The 19,654-nt window shown below is 70.3% G+C and carries 21 protein-coding genes; 8 read left to right on the top strand and 13 right to left on the bottom strand.

The annotated features are described in order from the left end of the window. Positions 1 to 99: 99 nt before the first annotated feature. Both zapE and LXB15_RS19660 read right to left on the bottom strand, forming a co-directional pair. On the bottom strand, positions 100 to 1,308 hold the full coding sequence (gene zapE / locus LXB15_RS19665; protein WP_233950046.1) for a cell division protein ZapE: 1,209 nt from the start codon (positions 1,306 to 1,308) through the stop codon (positions 100 to 102). A gap of 114 nt (positions 1,309 to 1,422) precedes the next feature. Next, on the bottom strand, positions 1,423 to 1,788 hold the full coding sequence (locus tag LXB15_RS19660) for a protease inhibitor Inh/omp19 family protein (protein ID WP_233950045.1): 366 nt from the start codon (positions 1,786 to 1,788) through the stop codon (positions 1,423 to 1,425). On the opposite strand from LXB15_RS19660, the gene LXB15_RS19655 reads away from it, so the two are divergent. Continuing rightward, a complete protein-coding gene (locus LXB15_RS19655; protein WP_233950044.1) occupies positions 1,787 to 2,146 on the top strand; it encodes a hypothetical protein in 360 nt (119 codons plus the stop codon). The genes LXB15_RS19660 and LXB15_RS19655 overlap by 2 nt on opposite strands. A gap of 59 nt (positions 2,147 to 2,205) precedes the next feature. Here LXB15_RS19655 and LXB15_RS19650 read toward each other — a convergent pair whose 3' ends face one another. Genes LXB15_RS19650 through LXB15_RS19635 form a run of 4 tightly spaced genes read right to left on the bottom strand, consistent with a single transcriptional unit; the run spans position 2,206 to position 4,855 of the window. After that, positions 2,206 to 2,850, bottom strand: a complete 645-nt coding sequence (locus tag LXB15_RS19650; RefSeq protein ID WP_233950043.1) for a carbonic anhydrase — start codon at positions 2,848 to 2,850, stop codon at positions 2,206 to 2,208. A gap of 57 nt (positions 2,851 to 2,907) precedes the next feature. Beyond that, a complete protein-coding gene (locus LXB15_RS19645) occupies positions 2,908 to 3,690 on the bottom strand; it encodes a DUF429 domain-containing protein (RefSeq protein ID WP_233950042.1) in 783 nt (260 codons plus the stop codon). Between the two features lie 8 nt (positions 3,691 to 3,698). Continuing rightward, complete coding sequence (pdxY, locus tag LXB15_RS19640) at positions 3,699 to 4,601, bottom strand: pyridoxal kinase PdxY (RefSeq protein ID WP_370640249.1); 903 nt, start codon at positions 4,599 to 4,601, stop codon at positions 3,699 to 3,701. After that, entirely contained in the window at positions 4,598 to 4,855 is a 258-nt protein-coding gene (locus tag LXB15_RS19635) for a hypothetical protein (RefSeq protein WP_233950040.1), read from the bottom strand. The genes pdxY and LXB15_RS19635 overlap by 4 nt, the downstream gene beginning before the upstream one ends. Before the next feature lie 131 nt (positions 4,856 to 4,986). On the opposite strand from LXB15_RS19635, the gene LXB15_RS19630 reads away from it, so the two are divergent. Genes LXB15_RS19630 through LXB15_RS19620 form a run of 3 tightly spaced genes read left to right on the top strand, consistent with a single transcriptional unit; the run spans position 4,987 to position 7,106 of the window. Next, the gene (locus LXB15_RS19630) at positions 4,987 to 5,613 is read left to right on the top strand and encodes a LemA family protein (RefSeq protein WP_370640138.1); all 627 of its coding nucleotides are present in this window, start codon (positions 4,987 to 4,989) and stop codon (positions 5,611 to 5,613) included. 8 nt (positions 5,614 to 5,621) lie between these two features. Beyond that, the gene (locus LXB15_RS19625) at positions 5,622 to 6,467 is read left to right on the top strand and encodes a YgcG family protein (protein WP_370640248.1); all 846 of its coding nucleotides are present in this window, start codon (positions 5,622 to 5,624) and stop codon (positions 6,465 to 6,467) included. Continuing rightward, on the top strand, positions 6,468 to 7,106 hold the full coding sequence (locus LXB15_RS19620) for a TPM domain-containing protein (protein WP_233950038.1): 639 nt from the start codon (positions 6,468 to 6,470) through the stop codon (positions 7,104 to 7,106). A 37-nt stretch (positions 7,107 to 7,143) separates the two neighbouring features. Here LXB15_RS19620 and LXB15_RS19615 read toward each other — a convergent pair whose 3' ends face one another. Next, on the bottom strand, positions 7,144 to 7,722 hold the full coding sequence (locus LXB15_RS19615) for a peroxidase-related enzyme (RefSeq protein ID WP_233950037.1): 579 nt from the start codon (positions 7,720 to 7,722) through the stop codon (positions 7,144 to 7,146). Positions 7,723 to 7,828: 106 nt separating this feature from the next. On the opposite strand from LXB15_RS19615, the gene LXB15_RS19610 reads away from it, so the two are divergent. After that, positions 7,829 to 12,739 (top strand): NAD-glutamate dehydrogenase, encoded by a 4,911-nt coding sequence (locus LXB15_RS19610; RefSeq protein ID WP_233950036.1) that lies wholly within the window; start codon positions 7,829 to 7,831, stop codon positions 12,737 to 12,739. 67 nt (positions 12,740 to 12,806) lie between these two features. On the opposite strand, the gene LXB15_RS20990 is transcribed toward LXB15_RS19610, so the two are convergent. Next, on the bottom strand, positions 12,807 to 12,932 hold the full coding sequence (locus LXB15_RS20990) for a hypothetical protein (RefSeq protein WP_255696619.1): 126 nt from the start codon (positions 12,930 to 12,932) through the stop codon (positions 12,807 to 12,809). A gap of 192 nt (positions 12,933 to 13,124) precedes the next feature. Between LXB15_RS20990 and LXB15_RS19605 the strand changes: the two genes are divergently transcribed. Continuing rightward, positions 13,125 to 14,543, top strand: coding sequence for an MFS transporter (locus tag LXB15_RS19605; RefSeq protein WP_233950035.1), 1,419 nt, complete (start codon positions 13,125 to 13,127; stop codon positions 14,541 to 14,543). Positions 14,544 to 14,781: 238 nt separating this feature from the next. On the opposite strand, the gene purH is transcribed toward LXB15_RS19605, so the two are convergent. Together purH and LXB15_RS19595 are read right to left on the bottom strand one after the other, a co-directional pair. After that, positions 14,782 to 16,395 (bottom strand): bifunctional phosphoribosylaminoimidazolecarboxamide formyltransferase/IMP cyclohydrolase, encoded by a 1,614-nt coding sequence (gene purH / locus LXB15_RS19600; protein ID WP_233950034.1) that lies wholly within the window; start codon positions 16,393 to 16,395, stop codon positions 14,782 to 14,784. Positions 16,396 to 16,472: 77 nt separating this feature from the next. Continuing rightward, positions 16,473 to 16,628 (bottom strand): hypothetical protein, encoded by a 156-nt coding sequence (locus LXB15_RS19595; protein ID WP_233950033.1) that lies wholly within the window; start codon positions 16,626 to 16,628, stop codon positions 16,473 to 16,475. 116 nt (positions 16,629 to 16,744) lie between these two features. Here LXB15_RS19595 and LXB15_RS19590 point away from each other — a divergent pair, with 116 nt between their 5' ends. Further along, positions 16,745 to 17,059 carry a plasmid stabilization protein gene (locus LXB15_RS19590; RefSeq protein ID WP_233950032.1) on the top strand — a complete coding sequence of 105 codons (315 nt, stop codon included), beginning with the start codon at positions 16,745 to 16,747 and terminating at the stop codon, positions 17,057 to 17,059. 43 nt (positions 17,060 to 17,102) lie between these two features. Here LXB15_RS19590 and LXB15_RS19585 read toward each other — a convergent pair whose 3' ends face one another. From LXB15_RS19585 to LXB15_RS19575, 3 genes are read right to left on the bottom strand one after another with little or no spacing between them, the layout of a single operon-like run. Next, a complete protein-coding gene (locus LXB15_RS19585) occupies positions 17,103 to 17,438 on the bottom strand; it encodes an Atu4866 domain-containing protein (RefSeq protein ID WP_233950031.1) in 336 nt (111 codons plus the stop codon). Continuing rightward, positions 17,435 to 17,923: a carboxymuconolactone decarboxylase family protein gene (locus LXB15_RS19580; RefSeq protein WP_233950030.1), complete on the bottom strand. Its 489-nt coding sequence runs from the start codon at positions 17,921 to 17,923 to the stop codon at positions 17,435 to 17,437. The genes LXB15_RS19585 and LXB15_RS19580 overlap by 4 nt, the downstream gene beginning before the upstream one ends. 11 nt (positions 17,924 to 17,934) lie before the next feature. Next, on the bottom strand, positions 17,935 to 18,651 hold the full coding sequence (locus LXB15_RS19575; protein ID WP_233950029.1) for an SDR family oxidoreductase: 717 nt from the start codon (positions 18,649 to 18,651) through the stop codon (positions 17,935 to 17,937). A gap of 106 nt (positions 18,652 to 18,757) precedes the next feature. On the opposite strand from LXB15_RS19575, the gene LXB15_RS19570 reads away from it, so the two are divergent. Then, positions 18,758 to 19,648, top strand: a complete 891-nt coding sequence (locus LXB15_RS19570; protein WP_233950028.1) for a LysR family transcriptional regulator — start codon at positions 18,758 to 18,760, stop codon at positions 19,646 to 19,648. The last annotated feature ends 6 nt before the right edge of the window (positions 19,649 to 19,654 follow it).

Here is a 19,654-nt window from a genome sequence, read left to right as displayed (position 1 = left end):
AGCAAGGCCAGCAATTTCAACCGGTTGTATTACTCAGGACTTACGTAAGAGTAATTCGGAAGTGGTATTTGTTTCAACGGGCCAGGCCTCGGACCGGCGTCAGCCGGGCTGCGCGGCCGGCACCGAAGGGGTCGGCGCGGCGGCCGGCCCGGCGCTCGCGCGGCCGAGATAATCGTCCGAACGCATCTCGATCAGCCGCGAGGCGGTGCGGTCGAACTCGAACGCCTCGGTGCCCTTGTCGCCCTGATAGAGCGCCTCGGCGGGCGCCGCCGCCGACATCACCAGCCGCCGCCCGGCGTCGTAGAGCGCATCGACCAGCATGATGAAGCGCTTGGCCTCGTTGCGCTCGGCGATGGTCATCACCGGCACGTCGTCGATCATCACCGTGTGGAAGCGGCGGGCGATGGCGAGGAAATCCTGCGCGCCGAGCGGCCGCGTCAAGAGGTCCTGGTAGGTGAAGCGCGCGGCGCCGGCGCCGGCCCGCGGCACGGCGACCGTCCGCCCCTTGACCGAGAGCGAGGCGTGCCCCTCGCGGGTGCCGGCAAGCAGCGCCGCCCAGGCGGCGTCCATGCGCGCCGCCGCGTCGGGGCCGAGCGGCGTCACGTAGCAGTCGTCGCTGCCGATCGCCGCCAGCCGGTAGTCCTCGGCCCCCGCCAGTTCGACGATGTCGGTCCGGGCCTTCAGCATGTCGACGAAGGGCAGGAACAGCGGCCGGTTGAGACCGTCGCGATAGAGGTCGTCCGGCGCGACGTTGGAGGTGGCGACGAGGGTGACGTCGGCCTCGAACAGCGCCTTGAACAGCCGCGACAGGATCATCGCGTCGGCGATGTCGGTGACCGAGAACTCGTCGAAGCAGAGCAGCCGCGCGCTGCGCGCGATGTCGGCGGCGACCGGCGGGATCGGGTCGTCGCCCTTGGCGGTGCCGGCCTTGACCGCGTCGCGATGCGCGCCGATGCGGGCGTGGACGTCGCCCATGAAGTCGTGGAAATGCACCCGGCGCTTGGCCGCGACCGAGCTCTGCCGGAAGAACATGTCCATCAGCATGGTCTTGCCGCGCCCGACATCGCCGTGGATGTAAAGCCCCTTGATCGGCTCGGCCGGCCGCGACTTGCCGAACAGCCAGCCGAGGGCGCTGTGCTTGGAGGCGACGGTGGCGGCGGAGAGGACGCGGTCGAGACGGTCGAGGCGGTCGGCGACCCGGCGCTGTGCCGGGTCTGCCTCGATCTCCCGGGCGGTGATCAGGCGTTCGAGCGCGGATCGGACAGGCCCGCGGGCCTGCGCCGGTTCACGCGAGACGGGGCTCGCCATCGAAACTCCAGGATAGGGAAGAGGAAAGGTGGCGGCATCGGCCGCCGCGCCGGCGGGCTCCTTGGCAGGGGCCTGGTGCGCAGCCGGCCGCTTCCGCGGCCGGCTGCGGTCGCCTCAGCGGTAGAGGCTGATCTGCTGGCCGCTCGTGGTCGTGCCCTCGTAGCGCGCGCCGCCGGCCGAATTCAGGTTGGCGACCGTCGTGCCGCCGGAATCCTTCAGCACCACCTGGCTGCCCGAGACGTCCCAGGCGGAGACGTCCGCGACCGTTCCGGGGCAGCCGCGCGAGGCGGCGCGATAGCCGCCGGTCCACTGCGTCAGCGACAGGATGATCTGGCAGTTGCCACCCGTGGTGGTGACCCGATAGGCGCCGAGCACCTCGCCGCGGGTCAGCGTCTTGCCGCCGACCGAGGCGACCTGCGTGCCGCCGGCGCCAGCCGTACCGTTCGGCTCGGTCGCGGCGGTGTCCGTGCCGGCGTTCATGTCGGTCATGCTCGGCGGCGGCGGCGGGGGCGGCGGCGGCAGCTGGTTGCTGGCCACCTGCCCGGTCGGCGCCGGCGTCAGCGAGCTCGGCCCGCTCGGCATGCTGGTGTCCATCGTCGGCATCGAGCGCGAGCACCCTGCCGCCACGAGCAACGCCGCCAGCGCTACTCCGGTCTTCATCGATCGCGTCATCGCACATTTCCCCCGGGACATATTCTGTCAATTGCGGGCTCGGGCCGTCTGCCCGGAACCGTTCCCGGCCATAAAGCGGGCGTCGGCCCGTCATCGCAAGGCTCAACTGTGCCAAAATGCGACGCAGGGTGGCGATTGTGACCCCCAATCCACGAAAAACCGGTGAGCCCGGCAGCAATTTTCCGGTCCCCACGCTTGACAGGCATCCTCGCGTGGGTCGTCCGGCTATTCCAGCGGCCGCATGAAATCGCCGGTCTCGGGGTCCATTGCCCACAACTCGCCGCGTGCAATGTCCACCCAGGCGCCGTGCAGCGACAGCTTGCCCTCGCTCTCCAGCGCGACGATCGGCGGGAAGGTCCGCAGATTGGCGATGGAATAGCGAATGGCGATGCGCTCCAGCGCGGCATGGCGCTCGAAATCCGTCATGTGGTCGTTGGAGCCGACCGCCCGCGCCACCGGATCGAGCAGGCTCATCCACTTGCCGATGAAGTCGCCCGGCGACAGCGGCTCGGCGGCCGGCGACAGGGCGGCGTGGATGCCGCCGCAGCCGCCGTGGCCGAGCACCACGATATGCTGGACCTTCAGCGCATGGATGGCGAATTCCAGCGCCGCCGAGGTCGAATGATATTCGCCGTCCGGCTCGTAGGGCGGCACCAGGTTGGCGACGTTGCGCACCACGAAGATCTCGCCCGGCGCGGTGTCGAAGATGATCTCCGGCGCTGTCCGGGAGTCGCAGCAGGCGATGACCATGGTCTTCGGCTGCTGGCCGGCTTCGGCGAGCTGGCGCAGGCGCTGGCGCTCCGACGGCAGGCGCTTGTCGAGGAAGCTCTGGTAGCCGGTGAGAAGGTGCTCGGGGAGAAAGCGGGTCATGGCGAGACCAGTAGCGTTTTGCTGCGGCGCGATCAATCCGGATCGGACCCCGCCAAGTCAAGCCCAGATGGCGATGGGGAGCCCGTGGCAATCGCTGTCCGGCGGGTCCGGGTAGGGCCGCGCCATCCCGGCTGCCCGGCGGGCCGCGACCAGCAGCAGGGCGGCCGCGTCGACGAGGTCGACCAGCGCGCTGCCGGGTGGCGGCGGCGCATAGAGGAAACGCCGGGGAATGCCGCACCGGCACAGCAAGGCGCGCCGCTCCTCGATCCCGGCGGCGTCGACGACATTGCGGATGCGCTTCGGCGTCGTCATCGCCGCCCCGTCGTTCAGGGCCATGAAGGCGGCTTCCGGATGGCTCTCCACCACCCGGGCAAGCAGGGCGGGCCGGGACCGCAGCACCCCATCCAGCTCGAGAATCCTCGGGAACATCGAGAACCCCTGGATCGACATTCCGCGGGGCGGGCTGGAGGTCCGGCGCGCGATGTCGCAGCTGCGCGTATGCGCCTCGCGACGGGCGAGCTCACTCGCATAAGGCGGGCCCGCGGCTTCCACGGCGCGCCGCGAGGGGGTCGAGAAGACACTCGACTGGCGCATGCCCAGCAAGGGGCGCACGGCCTTCTCCGCCGCCCGCCCGGGCCCGTCGATCCGCTCCGGCAGCCCGATCGGCATGCCGACGACGATCTCTGCCGCCTCGCCGGCCGCGTCGAGGAGAAAGCCGAAGCGCGGAAACACCCGCGCCGTCGGGTCCGCCGATCCCGGCAGCGCCTGCACCGCCAGCCAGCCGCCGCGGCAGGCGCTGACCCCGCAGATTTCCGCGCCGCTCGGGAAGACCGCCGGCACGGGGCCGCTCAGGCTCGCCGGTTGCCGCCCGGGAAGGCCAGGCGGCGCATCTGCACCATCGCCATCGGATGGCGCAGGCTGTCGCTGTCGATCTCCACGGTCAGTTCGTCGGCGCCGCGCTTGCGGGTCCGCGCCAGGATCTCGAACACCGTGGCGGTGGTGGTCTGCAGCGCCTTCTCCGAGCCAAGGCCGGAAAGGATGCGGGCAAGGAACACCGCCGCCGTCAGGTCGCCGAGACCGTGCGGCGCGTCGTCGATCGAGCGGTGCTCGGCGAGCAGCGCCGTGAAGTCGTGGACCAGCAGATTGCCGATGCCGCCGCGCAGCATCGGAAAGGCCGAGGTCACCAGCAGCTTGTCCGGCCCGAGGGTGCTGGCCGCCTCGGCGATATGGGCGTTGTCGGCGAGTTCGAGGCCGCAGAGCAGCTCCAGTTCGAACCGGTTCGGCGTAGCGATGTCGGCCAGCGGGATCAGCCGGTCGCGGATGACTTCCAGCGTCGCCTGCGACTGGTACAGCCGGCCTTCGTCGCCGATCACCGGATCACAGAGGTAAATCGCCCGGGGATTGGCCCGCTTGACCGCCTCGACCAGCCGCGCCGCGGGCTCTACCTGCTCGCTGCCGCCGAAATAGCCGGTGAGGATGGCGCCCACCTCGCTCAGCCAGGGCGAGCCGGCGAGATCGTCGACCAGGGCGGCGAAGTCCGCCGGCGGCGGCACGATCCGCGTCGCCTTGCCGTGCCCGGCATGCCAGGGCAGCGTCACGGTCGGCACCGACCAGACCGGAAAGCCCAGCGACTCCAGCGCGAACACCACGGCGCGGTTGCCCACCGTGCCGCGCGCCACGTGGCTGGAAATCGAGATCACGGCCGGGCGGTCATGCGGACGCAGGGGTTCGGCGATCGACACGGCGCTCAGTCGCCGAACAGCTGGGACGCGAGCAGCAGCGCGAGCACCACGAAGCCGACGACCCCCGCCAGCCGGCCGATCCGCGTCCCGATGACCTCGAGCCGGTCGTTCTGGTCGGCGTCGCCCGCCATGAAATGCGACCGGGTGCGGGTCAGCATCGCCTCGGTATGCGCCCCGACCTGCGGCTCCGTCTCCTGGCGGATCCGGTCGAGAATGGCCTTCGCCTCGCGCTGCCGTGCATCGTCGTCATGATGGCGTGTCATGACAGACTCTGTGTCGGAAAAGCCGCGCGAGGGCAACTGTGCGCCGCCAATGTTCGGCTTCTGGATCGCCGGACGATACGCTAGAGTGCCGCGAAACGGGCCCTGCGGCCCCCGACCGTCCGGAGACCACCATGCAGCTTGCCGACCGCGCCCGCCCCACCGGCGCCCGCGCCCTCCTGACCGGCCTTGCGCTGATGCTCCTGGTGCCGCTGCTGTCGGCCTGCGGGATCAACGCGATTCCCACCTACCAGGAGCAGGCGAGGGCCGCCTGGGCGCAGGTCGAGAACCAGTACCAGCGCCGCAGCGACCTGATCCCCAACCTCGTCGAGACGGTGAAGGGCTTCGCGGCGCAGGAGCGCGAGGTGCTGACCGCGGTGGTCGAGGCGCGGGCAAAGGCCACCCAGACGCAGATCAACGCCGACCAGCTGACCGATCCGGCCGCCGTGCAGAAGTTCCAGGCGGCGCAGGACGAGCTCTCCGGCGCGCTGTCGCGCCTGCTGGTCACCGTCGAGGCCTATCCGGAACTGCGCTCCAACCAGAACTTCCTGGCGCTGCAGAGCCAGCTGGAAGGCACCGAGAACCGGATCTCGGTCGCCCGCCGCGACTACATCGAGGCGGTGCGGGTCTACAACACCGAGCTGCGCACCATCCCGGGTCGCTGGATCGCCGCGATCTTCTATTCCGATGCCGAGCCGATGCAGCCATTCACCGCCACCGCGGGCTCGGCTACCCCGCCAACGGTCAATTTCGGCAACTGATGGCCTGGCTGACCGGGCGCACCCTGCCGGCGACAGCGGTCGCGCCGGCCTGCCGGGCGGCCGCCGCGCGACTGGCGGCGCTGTTGCTGGTGCTGCTGCTGGCCCTGCCCGCTGCGGCCCAGGAGTTCCCGGCCCTCACCGGCCGGGTCGTCGACACCGCCGACCTCCTCGACCCTTCGGCCGAAGCGGCGCTGACCGAGCGGCTCGCCGCCTTCGAGGCGACGTCAAGCGATCAGGTCGTGGTCGCGACGGTGCCGGACCTCGGGGGCTACGAGGTCGCCGACTACGCCAACCGCCTGGCGCGGCAATGGGCGATCGGCCAGGCGGGCGAAGACAACGGGGTCGTCCTCCTGGTCAGCCGCGACGACCGCAAGGTGCGGATCGAGGTGGGCTACGGGCTCGAGGGCACGCTCACCGACGCGCTGTCCCGCCTGATCATCGAGAACGACATCCTCCCCGCGTTCCGCGCCGACGATTATCCCGGCGGCATCTCGCGCGGCGTCGACGGCATCCTGAAGGTGCTGTCGGGCAATGCCGCCGAGCTCGAGGCAAGGGCGGAGCGCAACCAAAGCTGGTCCGAGGAAGACCTCGCCGAAGGGCTGTTCTCGCTGTTCTTCTTCGGTGTCTGGGTCTTCGTCATCGGCATGTTCCTGATGACCCGCCTGGCCCGGATGCGCGGCCGCAAGGTCGGCAAGAACCGCTATCGCTGGCTCGGCATGACTTGGGCGATGGGCGCAGGCTCCGGCATGGGTGGCGGCTCGTTCGGCGGCGGCGGGTTCGGCGGCAGCGGCGGGGGCGGCTTCTCCGGGGGCGGCGGCTCGTTCGGCGGCGGCGGATCCTCGGGGAGCTGGTAGATGGCGCAACTGACCTTCACGCCGGCCGACCACGCCCGCATCACCGACGCCATCCGCGCCGCCGAGGCCCCGACCACCGGCGAAATCTATGCCGTCTTCGCGCGCTCCAGCGACGCCTATGTCTTCGTCCCGGCGACCGTCGCGCTCGGCCTGTCGCTGCTGGCGGCGCTCGTCGCCGTGCTGCTGGCGCCGCTGGCGGGCTTCGCCATCTCAGCGCTGGCCCTGGTGCTCAGCCAGCTCGCCGCAACCATGCTGCTGCTCGTGCTCTTCGCCGCGGTGCCGCGGCTGCGCCTCGCCTTCGTGCCGCAGGCCATCGCCGAGGAGCGGGCACACCGCATGGCGCTGGCGCAGTTTTTCGCCCACAACCTCCATTCGACCAAGGGGCGGACCGGCATCCTGATCTTCGTGTCCGAAGCCGAGCACTATGCCGAAGTCCTGGCCGATGCCGGGATCGCCGCTAAGGTGCCGCAGGCGGCATGGGACCAGATCGTGGCCGGCCTGATCGACGCCGCCCGGGAGGATCGCCTCGCCGAAGGCTATATCGCGGCGATCACCGCCGCCGGCGCGATTCTCGCCGAACATTTCCCCGGCGACCACCGCAATCCGAACGAGATCCCTGACCGGCTGGTCGAGATCTGACAGCCGGCCGGCCGGCGCGGCGCGGCCGGCGCCGCTGCTATCGCGCCATCGAGTGATATTCGGCGTTCGGGCGCATGTCCGTCGCCGCGGCGACGCGGTTCGACATGGCGAAGAAGGCGGCGACCGACGCGATGTCGAAGATCGCGCGGTCGCTGTAGCCGGCGTCACGCAGCTTTTGCCGGTCCGCCTCGACGATCGTGTCCGGCCGCTCGGTCAGCTTGACGACGAAATCGAGCATCGCCGTGCGCTGTGCATCGAGCCCGGCGGCGCGCCAGTTCTGCGCGATCTCCTCGCCAAAGCCAGGGTCCCCCGACAGCTGGCGCACCGCCGCGCCGTGCGCGGTCAGGCAGTAGTGGCAATGGTTGATCGCCGAGACGACCACCGCGATGATCTCGCGGTCGAGCTTGGAGAGCTCGCCCGGCGCCAGCATCAGCTCGTTGTAGAAGGTCGAGAAGGCATCCAGCTTCGCCTCGTCGAAGGCGTAGGCGCGGAGCACGTTCGGCACCAGGCCGAGCTTCTCCACGCATTTGGCGAAATAGGCTTCGGTCCGTTCCGACAGCGGCGCCTGCGGCACCAGATCGAGCGCCATGACCGGGCGCGTTTCCTGCTTGTCCATGATGCCTCCGCCGGCGCCCCGATCGCCGTTCCGGCGTCGAACATCGGGCGCACTCCCCTATGATAGGTCTCGCGAGCCATCACGGCGAACGGGCAGGGGGCACAGCATGAGCCATCGCGATATCGGCAAGGCGGAGATACTGACGGCGGTGGTGGCCGCCGCCGGGGAGGGCAGCCCGGTGGCGGCGCTCGCCCCGCTGCTTTTCGCTCGGCCGCCCGCCGACGATCTCGCCGCCTTCTCTCCGGAAGCGCTGGCCGCGGCCGCGACGGCCGCCGTCGCCGCCCTCGAGGCGCACCGGCCGGGCCAGCCGGTGGTGCGGATCGAGCGCCCAACGGCGTTCGCAAGGCACGGCGAGGCTCAGGATCTGGTCACCGTGGTCAGTGACGACATGGCGTTCCTGTTCGATTCCCTCGCCGCCGAGGTCGTCGAGAAGTCGCCCGGCATCAACTACATCTCGCATCCGGTCCTCGACGTCCGCCGCGCCGGCGACGGCAGCCTGGAGAGCTTCTCGGTTTCCCACCCGAGCGATTCGGGATCGGGATCCGCCTTGCGCACCAGCCTGATCCAGTTCGCGGTGGACCCGCATGGCGAACGCCAGGCGGCCCCCGCGCTGAAGGCCTCGCTCGAGCGTATCCTCACCGAGGTGCGCCAGGCGAACATGGATTTCGGCGCGATGCGCGAGCGCGTCACCGTCGCGGTCGCGGCCCTGCGCCGCCGGGCCGAGAGCCTTCCCGACGAAGCCGAGCGGACCCTCGTCGCGGAATCCACCGCACTGCTGGAATGGCTGCGGGACGACAATTTCATCTTCCTCGGCTGCCGCGAATACGACTATCTCCCGGAGGCCGGCGGCGAGGCCATGGCGCGCCGCTCGGCGGAGGGTCTGGGCATCCTCGCCGATCCCGACGTGCGCATTCTCGGCCGCCCGGCCCGGCCGCTGACCACGACGCCGGAAATCCGCGCCTTCCTGGAGGCGCCAACGCCGCTGATCGTCACCAAGGCCAACGCCCGCTCGCGCGTGCATCGGCGCGCCTACATGGACTATGTGGGGATCAAGGAATACGACGATTCCGGCCGCTTCGCCGGCGAGGTCCGGATCGTCGGCCTGTTCGCCTCCAGCGCCTACACCCAGTCGATCCTGACCATCCCCTATCTGCGCCTCAAGGCCCAGACGGTGATCGCCCGCTCCGGCTTCCGGCCCGGCTCGCATTCCGGCAAGGCGCTGCTCAACGCGCTGGAATCCTACCCGCGCGACGAGGTCTTCCAGATCGACGTCGACCTCCTGGAGGAATTCGCCGCCACCATCGTCGAACTCGGGGAACGGCCCCGCGTGCGGATCCTGCCGCGGGTCGACCGCTTCGACCGCTTCGTCTCGGTGATCGTCTTCGTGCCGCGCGACCGCTACGATTCCCGGCTGCGCGAGCGCATTGGCCTCTTGCTCGCCGAGGCCTATGACGGGCACGTCTCGGCCTACTACCCGGCCTTCCCGGAAGGTCCGCTCGCCCGCGTCCACATCATCATCGGCCGCGTCGGCGGCAAGACGCCCGACATCGATCCGGCACGTCTCGAGGCCCGCATCGTCGAGATGGCGAAGAACTGGGACGACGCCTTCGCCGCCGCCCTCGCCCGCGCCGGCCGGCCGGCCGAGCTGGCGAGTGTGGCGCCGGGCCTGCCGGACAGCTACCGCGACGTCATCGCGCCCGAGGAGGCGGTGACCGACGGCGAGATCATCCTGAACCTGCAGCCGGCCCAGGCGCTGCAGATGGACTTCTACCGCCGCGACGGCGATCCGGCCGAACTCATGCGCCTCAAGGTCTACCATCTCGGCCGCGCCGTCTCGCTGTCGACGCGCGTGCCGATCCTGGAGAACATGGGGTTCGGCGTCGTCTCGGAGCGCACCTTCCGGATCGCCCGGCCGGACGGCGAGATCGTCCACCTGCACGACATGGACCTGGTGCGCCGGCGCGGCGGCCCGATCGAGCTGAACGGCGCCGGACGGCCGCTGGAGGCGACCTTCGCCGCGGTCAGCGCCGGCCGCATCGAGAATGACGGCTTCAACGCGCTGGTGCTGGAGGCGGGGCTCGGCTTCCGCCAGGCGAACGTGCTGCGGGCCTATGCCCGCTATCTGCGGCAGGCCGGGCTCTCCTATTCCCCGGACTACATCGCCGAAACGCTGCTGCGCCAGCCGGCCGTCGCCCGGCTGCTCTGGCAGCTCTTCGAGACCGCCTTCGACCCGGCCCGTGCCGCCGCGCCCGGCCCGGCGCCGGCAGAACCAGGCACCGACGCCGCCCCGGCCGAGCCCGAACGGCGCAGCGCCCAGGCCGCCGAAGCGCGCGGCGCCGGCGATATCCACGCCGCCATCATCGAGGCGCTGGACGAAGTCGATTCCATCGACGACGACCGCATCATCCGGCGCTTCCTCGGCGTCATCCTCGCGACGCTCCGCACCAATTTCTACGCCGTCGACGGCATCTCGTCCGTCCCCGATTCCGAGCCCGGCCGCGTCGATCCGGCGCTCGCCTTCAAGCTCGATTCAGCCGCCGTCGAGGGCCTGCCGGCGCCGGTGCCGTTCCGCGAGATCTTCGTCTTCGACGCAAGGGTCGAAGGGGTGCACCTGCGCTTCGGCAAGGTCGCCCGCGGCGGCCTGCGCTGGTCCGACCGGGCGCAGGACTACCGCACCGAAGTGCTCGGCCTGGTGAAGGCCCAGCAGGTCAAGAACGCCGTCATCGTGCCGGTCGGCGCCAAGGGCGGCTTCTATCCCAAGCAGCTCCCGGACACCGGCGACCGCGACGCATGGTTCGCCGCCGGGCGCGCCGCCTACGTGGTGTTCGTCGCCTCGCTGCTGTCGGTCACCGACAACATCGTCGGCGACGCGGTCGTCACGCCGCCGCTGATCCGGCGCCATGACGGCGACGACCCGTATTTCGTCGTCGCCGCCGACAAGGGCACCGCGACCTTCTCCGACACCGCCAACGCCATCGCCCAGTCGGCGGATTTCTGGCTCGACGACGCTTTCGCTTCCGGCGGCTCGGCGGGCTACGACCACAAGGCGATGGGCATCACCGCGCGCGGCGCCTGGGAAGCGGTGAAGCGGCATTTCCGCGAACTCGGCCGCGACATCCAGGCCGAGCCCTTCACCGTCGTCGGCTGCGGCGACATGTCGGGCGACGTCTTCGGCAACGGCATGCTGCTGTCGCGGCAGACGCGGCTGATCGCCGCCTTCGACCACCGCGACATCTTCATCGATCCCGATCCGGATCCGGAAATCTCCTTCGCCGAGCGCCAGCGGCTCTTCGCCCTCCCCCGCTCCTCCTGGACCGACTACGACCGCGACCGGCTCTCTGCCGGCGGCGGCGTCTATTCGCGGCGCGACAAGCTGATCCGCCTGTCCGAGGCGGGCGCCGCGGCGATCGGCTGGGATCGCCGCCAAGGCACCGCGGCCGAACTCATCGCGGCGATCCTCAAGGCGCCGGCCGACCTCCTCTGGTTCGGCGGCATCGGCACCTATGTCCGCGCCTCGGGCGAGACCAATGCCGAGGTCGGCGACCGCGCCAACGACGCGCTGCGCGTCACCGGTCTTGACCTGCGCGCCAAGGTCGTCGGCGAGGGCGCCAATCTCGGCGTCACCCAGAAGGGCCGCATCGAGTTCGCCCGGTCGGGCGGGCGGATCAACTCCGACGCCATCGACAATTCCGCCGGCGTGAACACCTCCGACGTCGAAGTGAACATCAAGATCGCGCTGAAGGGCCCGATGGAGGACGGGCGCCTGCCGCGCCCGGACCGCAACGCGCTGCTGGCGTCGATGACCGACGAGGTCGCCGAACTGGTGCTCGCCAACAATTACGAGCAGACGCTGGCGATCTCGCTGGAGCAGCGGCTGGGGGTTTCGGCCCTGGCGCTGCAGGCGCGCTTCATGACCATCCTCGAGGCGGCGGGCGCCCTCGACCGGACCGTCGAGACGCTGCCCGGCGACGCCGCGATCGCGGATCTGCGCGGTGCCGGCAGCGGCCTCACCCGGCCGGAAATCGGCGTGCTGCTCGCCTACGCCAAGATCACCCTGTTCGACCAGCTGGTCGCCGGCACGCTGCCGGACGATCCGTATCTGGAGGACCGGCTGACCGACTATTTTCCGGCGCCGATGCGCCGCGACTTCGCCCGCGACATCAAGGGCCACCGGCTGGCACGCGAGATCGTCGCGACGGTACTGGCCAACGAGATGGTCAACCGCACCGGCCCGACCTTCGGGACGATGCTGCGCGAGGCGACGGGCGCCTCGCCGTCGGACGTGGTCAGGGCCTTCGTCGCCGCCAAGGACGGGCTCGATGCGCGCTCGTTCTACGAGCGGGTGGACGCGCTGGACGGCCGGCTGCACGGCGACGTCCAGAACGGCCTCTACGCCGAGATCCGCCGCTTCCTGATCCGCACCACGCGCTGGTTCGTCCGCAACGAGCGCTTCGAGGCGGGCCTCACGCCGGCCGTCGTGGACAGCCGCGAGGCGCTGTCGAAGCTGCGGCCCGGGCTGCTCGACCTCGCCACCGAGGCGGCGCGCGAGGAGGCGAAGCTCCGCGCCGCGCAATGGGTCGAGAAGGGCGTGCCGGAAGATCTCGCCGCCGACATCGCGGCGCTGCCGCTGGTCGCGCTGGTGCCGGACATCGCCGCTGTCTCACGTGAAACAGGCGCGCCGCTCGAGCGCACCATCGAATGCTATTTCGCCATCACCGGCCTGTTCCAGATCGGCCGGCTCGAGGCGGCGCTGTTCGCCATCGAGACGGCCGACTATTACGAGATGCTGGCGCTCGACCGGGCCGGCAGCGAGATCGCCAGCGCGCGCCGCCGCCTGACCGCCGAGGCGCTCGGCGCCCATGGCGATGCCGAGGATCCGGCGGGTGCCTGGGTCGCCGGACGCCGCGACGCGGCTGACCGGATCAGTGCCCAGATCGCCGCCCTGGCGGGCTCGGGCGAGACCTCCGTCGCGCGGCTCACGGTCGCCGCCGGGCTCCTTGCCGATCTCGCGGGCTAGAAGCGCAAACGGGCGGCGCTCCGATCGGAGCACCGCCCGTTCCTGCCGAGAGGCAGGCCGCAGGCACCTATTTCTTCTTGTCGTCGCTCTTCGGCGCGAACTTGCCCGGCACGGTTGCCGCGACCGGCGCCGTCTTCTTGTCCGCCTTCGGCTTGCGGACTTCCTTGTTGCTGCGCATCTGACCCTTGGCCATGGCGATATCCTCCAGATCCTGATCGATCCAAGGCCCTCGATAGCATAGGGCGCGGCGTCCGTGCAGCCTCCCCCTTAAGCCTAATCGCAACGCCCCGCTTGCCCCGGAAGGCAGCGGGACGTAGAGCCGGGGCGGGCACGACCGGGTCCATGAACGACGCCCTCGGCGACGGGGGCGAGGAGCAGCACCAGCATGGCCGACGCAACCTTCCGCAGCGACGGGCCGCCCTATCGAGATCCGCTGCGGCGCTCCGGCGTCTGGGCGTGGATGACCTTCGACTTCGCGGCGCAGCCGCTGTTCACCGTCATCATCACCTTCGTCTTCGGCCCGTATTTCGTCTCGCAGCTGGCGCCCGATCCGGCCACCGGCCAGTTCTGGTGGAGCGCCGCGGCGACCGTCGCCGGCCTGATCATCGCGCTGCTCTGCCCGCTGCTCGGCGCCGTCGCCGACCGCGCCGGGCCGCGCAAGCCCTGGATCGCCGGGTTCGGGGTGATCCAGATCGTCGCCCTGGCGCTGTTGTGGTTCGCCGCCCCCGGCTCGCCGCTGGTGCTGGTGGCGCTGCTGATCGTGCTCGCCCAGATCTCCGCCGAGTTCTCCATCGTCTTCAACGACGCGATGATCCCCCGCCTCATCCATGTCCGCTCGATCGGCCGCGTCTCCAACATCGCCTGGGGCCTTGGCTATGCCGGCGGCATCGTCTTCCTGCTGTTTACCCTCGCCTTCCTCGCCGGCTCGACCGAGACCGGCCTGACGCTGCTCGGCCTTCCGCCACTGTTCGGACTCGACCCGGCACAGGGCGAAGGCGCGCGTGCCACCGGGCCGCTGGCGGCGCTGTGGTACCTCGTCTTCGTCCTGCCGATGTTCTTCCTCACTCCCGACCGCAAGCGCGAACGGCCGATCGGCGCCGCCGCGCGCGACGGGATGAAGGACCTCAAGGCGACCTTCCGCGAGATCCGCGCGAGGCCCGACCTGTTCCGCTTCCTCCTGGCGCGGATGTTCTACCAGGACGGCGTCAACGGCCTGCTGATCCTCGGCGGCGCCTTCGCCGCCGGCATGTTCGGCTGGTCGCTCACCGAAAGCGGCCTGTTCGGCATCATCATCAATGTCGCAGCGATCGCCGGCTGCCTCATCGCCAGCGTGCTCGACGCGCGGCTCGGCTCGAAGGGCGTGGTGGTCATGTCGATCGCCTGCCTGGTCACGGCGACGATCTGCATCGCCTCGACGGCGCCGGGTTTCACCCTGTTCGGACTGCTGAGCTTCGCCCCGGTCGAGGCGCAGGGCCTGTTCGCCAGCGGCGCCGAGCGGAGCTTCGTCGTCTACGGCATGCTGATCGGCCTCGCCTATGGCCCGGTGCAGGCCTCGTCCCGGTCCTGGCTGGCGCAGTCGGTGACCGCCGAGGAGGCCGGCCGCTATTTCGGCTTCTACGCGCTGATCGGCCGGGCGACGTCGTTCCTGGCGCCCGCCTCGGTCGCCGCCATGACCGCCATCGCCGTGACCTTCACCGACCCGGTGACGGCGTCGCGGATCGGCATGTCGGCGATCATCGTGTTCTTCGCCATCGGCCTGGCGCTGCTCTGGAGCACCAAGGGACCGCTGCGGCAGGAAGGCTGAGGGGAGCGCGCGCCGCCAGGTACGCGAACGGCACGTGGCCGGGAAGACGGGCGCTGAAGGGCGCCGCCTTCGCCGGGCCGGGCACAGGGGTTGGTGCCGGAGATCGAACACCTGGGGAAAGGTGTTCGACGATGGGGCCGCCAGTCCATCCGTGGTCGGCCCCACCGGAACAGGTCTTTGTCGCATCCCCGGCTTGCGCGAGGCTTTCGCCCGGCGGGGGGCCGGGGCGCCGGCGGCGTCAGTGGCGGAAGTGGCGCATGCCGGTCATCACCATGGCGATGCCGTTGTCGTCGGCGGCGCGGATGACCTCGTCGTCGCGCATCGAGCCGCCCGGCTGGATCACCGCCGTCGCGCCCGCCGCCACCGCCGAGAGCAGCCCGTCGGCGAACGGGAAGAACGCATCGGAAGCCACCACCGAACCGCGCGTCAGCGGCTCGGCGAGCCCCGCCGCCTCCGCCGCGTCCTCGGCCTTGCGGGCGGCGATCCGCGCCGAATCCACCCGGCTCATCTGGCCGGCGCCGATCCCGACGGTCGCGCCGTCGCGGACATAGACGATGGCGTTGGACTTCACGTGCTTGGCGACCCGGAAGGCGAATTTGAGGTCCCGGAGTTCGGTCTCGCTCGGCGCCCGCTTCGTCACCACCGTCAGGTCGAGGTCGTCGACGACGCCGTTGTCGCGGGTCTGGACGAGCAAGCCGCCGGCGACCGACTTCACCGTCAGGCCGGGTGCGCGGGGATCGGGCAGGCCGCCGGTCAGGAGCAGGCGGAGGTTCTTCTTCGCCGCCACGACGGCGATCGCGTCCTCGTCCGCCTCCGGCGCGATGATCACTTCGGTGAACACCTCGACGATCGCCTCCGCCGCCTCCCTGTCGAGTCGGCGGTTCATCGCGACGATGCCGCCGAAGGCGGAGACGGGGTCGCAGGCGAGCGCCTTGCGGTAGGCCTCGAGGAGGCTGGCGCCTTCGGCGACGCCGCAGGGATTGGCGTGCTTGATGATCGCGACGGCGGCGCTTCTGGCGGGATCGAACTCCGCCACCAGCTCGAAGGCGGCGTCGGTGTCGTTGATGTTGTTGTAGGACAGCGCCTTGCCCTGTACCTGCCGGGCGGTGGCGACGCCCGGGCGCCCGTCGCCGGTCTTGTAGAACCCGGCGCTCTGGTGCGGGTTCTCGCCATAGCGCAACGTCTCGGCCAGCGTGCCGGTGAAGCTGCGGATCGCGGGCATGTCGCCGACGTCCGCAGCGAACCACTTGGCGACGGCCGCATCATAGACCGCGGTGGCGCCGTAGGCCTGCATGGCAAGCCGCTTGCGCAGCTCCAGCGTCGTCTGCCCGGCGTTCTGCCGCAGTTCCTCCAGGACCGTTCCGTAGTCATCCGGATCGGTCGCAACGGTCACGTAGCCGTGGTTCTTGGCGCCGGCGCGGATCATTGCCGGACCGCCAATGTCGATGTTCTCGACGATCGTCGCGCGGTCGGCGCCGCCGGCAAGAGTCGCGGCGAACGGGTAGAGATTGACCGCCAGGAGGTCGATGCCGTGGATGCCGTGCGCCGCCATCGCCGCCGCGTGGTCGGCGTCGTCGCGAATTCCGAGCAGCCCGCCATGCACGGCCGGGTGCAGCGTCTTCACCCGGCCGTCCATGATCTCGGGGAATCCGGTGAGTTCCGCGACGTCGCGCACCTTCAGGCCGGCCTCGCTCAGGGCGCGGAACGTGCCGCCGGTCGAGACCAGCTCGACGCCGAGTTCGGCAAGGCCCGTGGCAAACGGCACGAGGCCGGTCTTGTCGAAGACCGAGAGCAGGGCGCGGCGCACCTTGACCCGGTCCGGAAGGGGCGTGGCGTTGGCTTCGACGGACATGCGGCTTCCCGTGATCGTGGGTGAAGCCCGTCTGATAGTCGCAGGCCGTCCGCCCGGCAATGCCGGGCGCTTGTCGCCTACGGCTTTTCGCGGACGGGCGGCGCGTCGCCGCGCAGCGGTGCCGAGCGTTCGCCGAGATCGTCGAGCGTGTTGGGCAGGACGCCGACGGCGCGGTTCATGCCGCAGCCGGAAAGCAGCAGGGCGAGAGCGAGGAGGGAGAGGGTGCGGATCATGCCGGCCAAGCTGGGGCGGGGCAGGAGCGTGTAAAGGCCCGGGGCGGTGCCCGGGACGGGAACGGGCCGGCCCGTTGCCCGTTTCGGCGGCGGAACCATTCGGACAGGAGGACGCCATGCCACGGGGCGACAAGTCCAAATACACCGACAAGCAGGAACGCAAGGCCGATCACATCGCCGAAGGCTACGAGAAACGCGGCGTGCCGGAAGACGAGGCCGAGCGCCGCGCCTGGGCGACGGTCAACAAGGACGATGGCGGGGGCAACAAGTCCGGCTCCGGCCGCGGCACGCACACCGGCCACCCCGCCGCGCACAAGGGCGGCAAGAAGGGCGGCGAGGCTTCCGCCTCCCGCACGGCCGAAGAGCGATCGGAATCGGCAAAGAAGGCCGCCGCGACGCGCAAGCGCAACGCCGCGCACGCGCACGGCTAGAACGGGCAACGGGCGGACGCCGCCCGCCCGCCCGCCTTCACGGCTATTCCTGGCGGTGGAACACCATGCCGCCGTGATAGAGAACGCCGTCGCGAAACTCGCCGTCGGCGGTGAAGCCGATGTCGTCCCAGTAGTCGATATGGCTGCCGCGAACCTCGTAGCGCCCCTGATAGGCGCTTTCGCGTGTCCCACGGGCTTCGTCGTAGCGCCCGTTCGGCAGCAATTCGTGGCGGACATGTCCGTCCGCCGTCACCCACATCCCGACATAGGGGTGGGCCTGCTGGGCGGACTGCGTGTTCGATGGAGCTGTCATGTCGGCATGGACCTTTGGTGTGACGAGGGTTACGGCGAGGATCAGCAGGAGCGGCAGGGCCTTCATGGCGTCGTCCCTCCGCTGGCGGGCCGGGCCGAGTGTTGCTCGGCAAGGACTTCCGACAGCGCCTGCGACGCCTCGATCGCCCGCGAGAAGCCGGCCGGCACAGTGATCAAATAGATGATCTCCTTCAGCTCCTCCTCGGAGACGCCGATATTGAGCGCATAGCCGGCATGGACCTGCATGAGCGCCGTCTGGCCGGTGGCCGCGAAGGCCGCCACCGCCGCCAGCTGCCGCGTCCGATCATCGAGCCCCGGCCGCGACCAGACTTCGCCGAGCGCATAGGCTTCGGTCGCGTCGGCGAGGAACGGAAATTCCTGCCGCATCCGTTCCAGGTTCGGCTGCGGCACGCCGTTGTTGAGCTTCGCGACCACCGCCGCGCCGCGTTCGCGACGGGCTTCGGTGGACTCGGCGGCGGCGGACGGCGCGCCCGCCAGCAGGAGGGCGGCGGCGGCAGCCGCGCGCACTGGCGTACGCGTGGACGTGGACATGGCTGGCCTCCTCATTGGCTGGCGGTGGGGCGAACGACGATCTCGCTGACGTCGACATCGTCCGGCTGCTCGATGGCGTAGCGGACGGCCCGGGCGATCGCCTCCGGCTTCAGCGCGATGGCGCGATAGGATTTCATCGCCTCGGCGGCGGCGGGATCGGTGATCGTGTCGGCCAGTTCGCTTTCGACGACCCCCGGATGCACGCAAGTGACCCGGATCCGATCGTTCTCCTGCCGCAGCCCCTCGGAAAGGGCGCGCACGGCATATTTCGTGGCGCAGTAGACGGCCGCCGTCGGCACCACCCGCAGCGCCCCGATCGAGGCGATGTTGATGACGTGGCCGGAGCCCCGGGCGGTCATTTCCGGCAGCACCGCGGCGATGCCGTAGAGCACGCCCTTGATGTTGACGTCGACCATCCGGTCCCATTCGTCGACCTTGAGCGAGGCCATCGGCGACAGCGGCATCACCCCGGCATTGTTGACGATCACGTCGATACGGCCGAAGCGCTCCCGCGCCGCATCGGCGAAGGCGGCGACGTCGGCGCGGTCGGTGACGTCGAGGCGGCGCACCAGAACCTCGCCGCCGATCTCCTCCGCCAGCTGCTCGAGGCGGTCGGTGCGGCGGGCGCCGAGGGCGAGCCGGGCACCGGTCTTGCCCAGTTCCAGGGCGATGGCAGCGCCGATGCCGCTGGAGGCACCGGTGATCAGGATGGTCTTGTCGAGGGACATCGGGATGATCCTTTCATGACGTTCTTCGATGGCCAGAAGGATAGGCACGTGGCACTGTCGCGATAACCGGACGACAACTCACCACACTGGAAAGCCCTACTAACCAATGCAGCTGGATCTCAATGCCATCGCGGTGTTCGCCATCGTCGCGGAGGAGCGGAACTTCCGCGCCGCCGCCGACCGGCTGGGCGTCACCCGCTCCGCCGTCAGCCAGACGATCCGGCGCATGGAGGAAAGTCTCGGCGTCGCGCTGGTGCGGCGTACCACGCGCAGCGTCAGCCTGACGGAAGCCGGCGAGCAGCTCCACGCGGAGATCGCCCCAGCGGTCGGGGACATCCGCGCGGCGCTGGACGAGGCGACGCTCCTGCCCGGGCGCCCGCGCGGGCGGTTGCGCCTCGCCGTCTCGTCGATCGCCGAGCATTTTCTTTCAGGGCCGTACCTCGCCGCGTTTGCCGAGGCCCATCCCGAGGTGGCGCTCGACATCACCGTGACCGACGAGGAGTTCGACATCGTCGCCGAGGGCTTCGATGCGGGCGTGCGTCTCGGCGAGGTGATCGAGCAGGACATGATCGCCGTGCCGGTGGCCGGTGACGAGCGGCAGCTGGCGGTCTGCGCGCCGTCCTATCGCGCCCGCTTCGGCGTACCGTCGCATCCGTCGGAACTTGCCACGCATGCCTGCATCGGCTGGCGGCCCGCGCCGAAATCGGCGCCCTACCGGTGGGAGTTCGCCGAAGCCGGCAAGGAATTCCGCGTCGAGGTCGCCCCGCGGATCACCACCAACGATATGGCGCTGATGATCAGGCTCGCCGTCGCCGGCTCGGGGATCACCTTCGGCATGGAGGCGAGCTTCCGTCCCCTGATCGAGCGCGGCGAACTGGTGCCGGTGCTGGAGGAATTCTGCCCGTACTTTGCCGGCTTCTATCTCTATTATCCGAGCCGGCGGAACGTCGCGCCGAAGCTGCGCGCGCTGATCGATCACGTCCAGCAGCGGCGCTGACGGGGA

It is taken from the genome of Aurantimonas sp. HBX-1, from assembly GCF_021391535.1.
Lineage (GTDB): Bacteria > Pseudomonadota > Alphaproteobacteria > Rhizobiales > Rhizobiaceae > Aurantimonas.
Note: the sequence above shows the minus strand (reverse complement) of the source record. Positions and strands in the feature narration are given on the sequence as shown.

Excerpts from the sequence above, each read along its gene's own strand:
- zapE (WP_233950046.1), bottom strand. The coding sequence starts at position 1,308 with ATGGCGAGCCCCGTCTCGCGTGAACCGGCGCAGGCCCGCGGGCCTGTC.
- LXB15_RS19655 (WP_233950044.1), top strand. The coding sequence starts at position 1,787 with ATGTCGGTCATGCTCGGCGGCGGCGGCGGGGGCGGCGGCGGCAGCTGG.
- LXB15_RS19660 (WP_233950045.1), bottom strand. The coding sequence starts at position 1,788 with ATGAACGCCGGCACGGACACCGCCGCGACCGAGCCGAACGGTACGGCT.
- LXB15_RS19650 (WP_233950043.1), bottom strand. The coding sequence starts at position 2,850 with ATGACCCGCTTTCTCCCCGAGCACCTTCTCACCGGCTACCAGAGCTTC.
- LXB15_RS19635 (WP_233950040.1), bottom strand. The coding sequence starts at position 4,855 with ATGACACGCCATCATGACGACGATGCACGGCAGCGCGAGGCGAAGGCC.
- LXB15_RS19630 (WP_370640138.1), top strand. The coding sequence starts at position 4,987 with ATGCAGCTTGCCGACCGCGCCCGCCCCACCGGCGCCCGCGCCCTCCTG.
- LXB15_RS19620 (WP_233950038.1), top strand. The coding sequence starts at position 6,468 with ATGGCGCAACTGACCTTCACGCCGGCCGACCACGCCCGCATCACCGAC.
- LXB15_RS19615 (WP_233950037.1), bottom strand. The coding sequence starts at position 7,722 with ATGGACAAGCAGGAAACGCGCCCGGTCATGGCGCTCGATCTGGTGCCG.
- LXB15_RS19610 (WP_233950036.1), top strand. The coding sequence starts at position 7,829 with ATGAGCCATCGCGATATCGGCAAGGCGGAGATACTGACGGCGGTGGTG.
- LXB15_RS20990 (WP_255696619.1), bottom strand. The coding sequence starts at position 12,932 with ATGGCCAAGGGTCAGATGCGCAGCAACAAGGAAGTCCGCAAGCCGAAG.
- LXB15_RS19605 (WP_233950035.1), top strand. The coding sequence starts at position 13,125 with ATGGCCGACGCAACCTTCCGCAGCGACGGGCCGCCCTATCGAGATCCG.
- purH (WP_233950034.1), bottom strand. The coding sequence starts at position 16,395 with ATGTCCGTCGAAGCCAACGCCACGCCCCTTCCGGACCGGGTCAAGGTG.
- LXB15_RS19595 (WP_233950033.1), bottom strand. The coding sequence starts at position 16,628 with ATGATCCGCACCCTCTCCCTCCTCGCTCTCGCCCTGCTGCTTTCCGGC.
- LXB15_RS19590 (WP_233950032.1), top strand. The coding sequence starts at position 16,745 with ATGCCACGGGGCGACAAGTCCAAATACACCGACAAGCAGGAACGCAAG.
- LXB15_RS19585 (WP_233950031.1), bottom strand. The coding sequence starts at position 17,438 with ATGAAGGCCCTGCCGCTCCTGCTGATCCTCGCCGTAACCCTCGTCACA.
- LXB15_RS19580 (WP_233950030.1), bottom strand. The coding sequence starts at position 17,923 with ATGTCCACGTCCACGCGTACGCCAGTGCGCGCGGCTGCCGCCGCCGCC.
- LXB15_RS19575 (WP_233950029.1), bottom strand. The coding sequence starts at position 18,651 with ATGTCCCTCGACAAGACCATCCTGATCACCGGTGCCTCCAGCGGCATC.
- LXB15_RS19570 (WP_233950028.1), top strand. The coding sequence starts at position 18,758 with ATGCAGCTGGATCTCAATGCCATCGCGGTGTTCGCCATCGTCGCGGAG.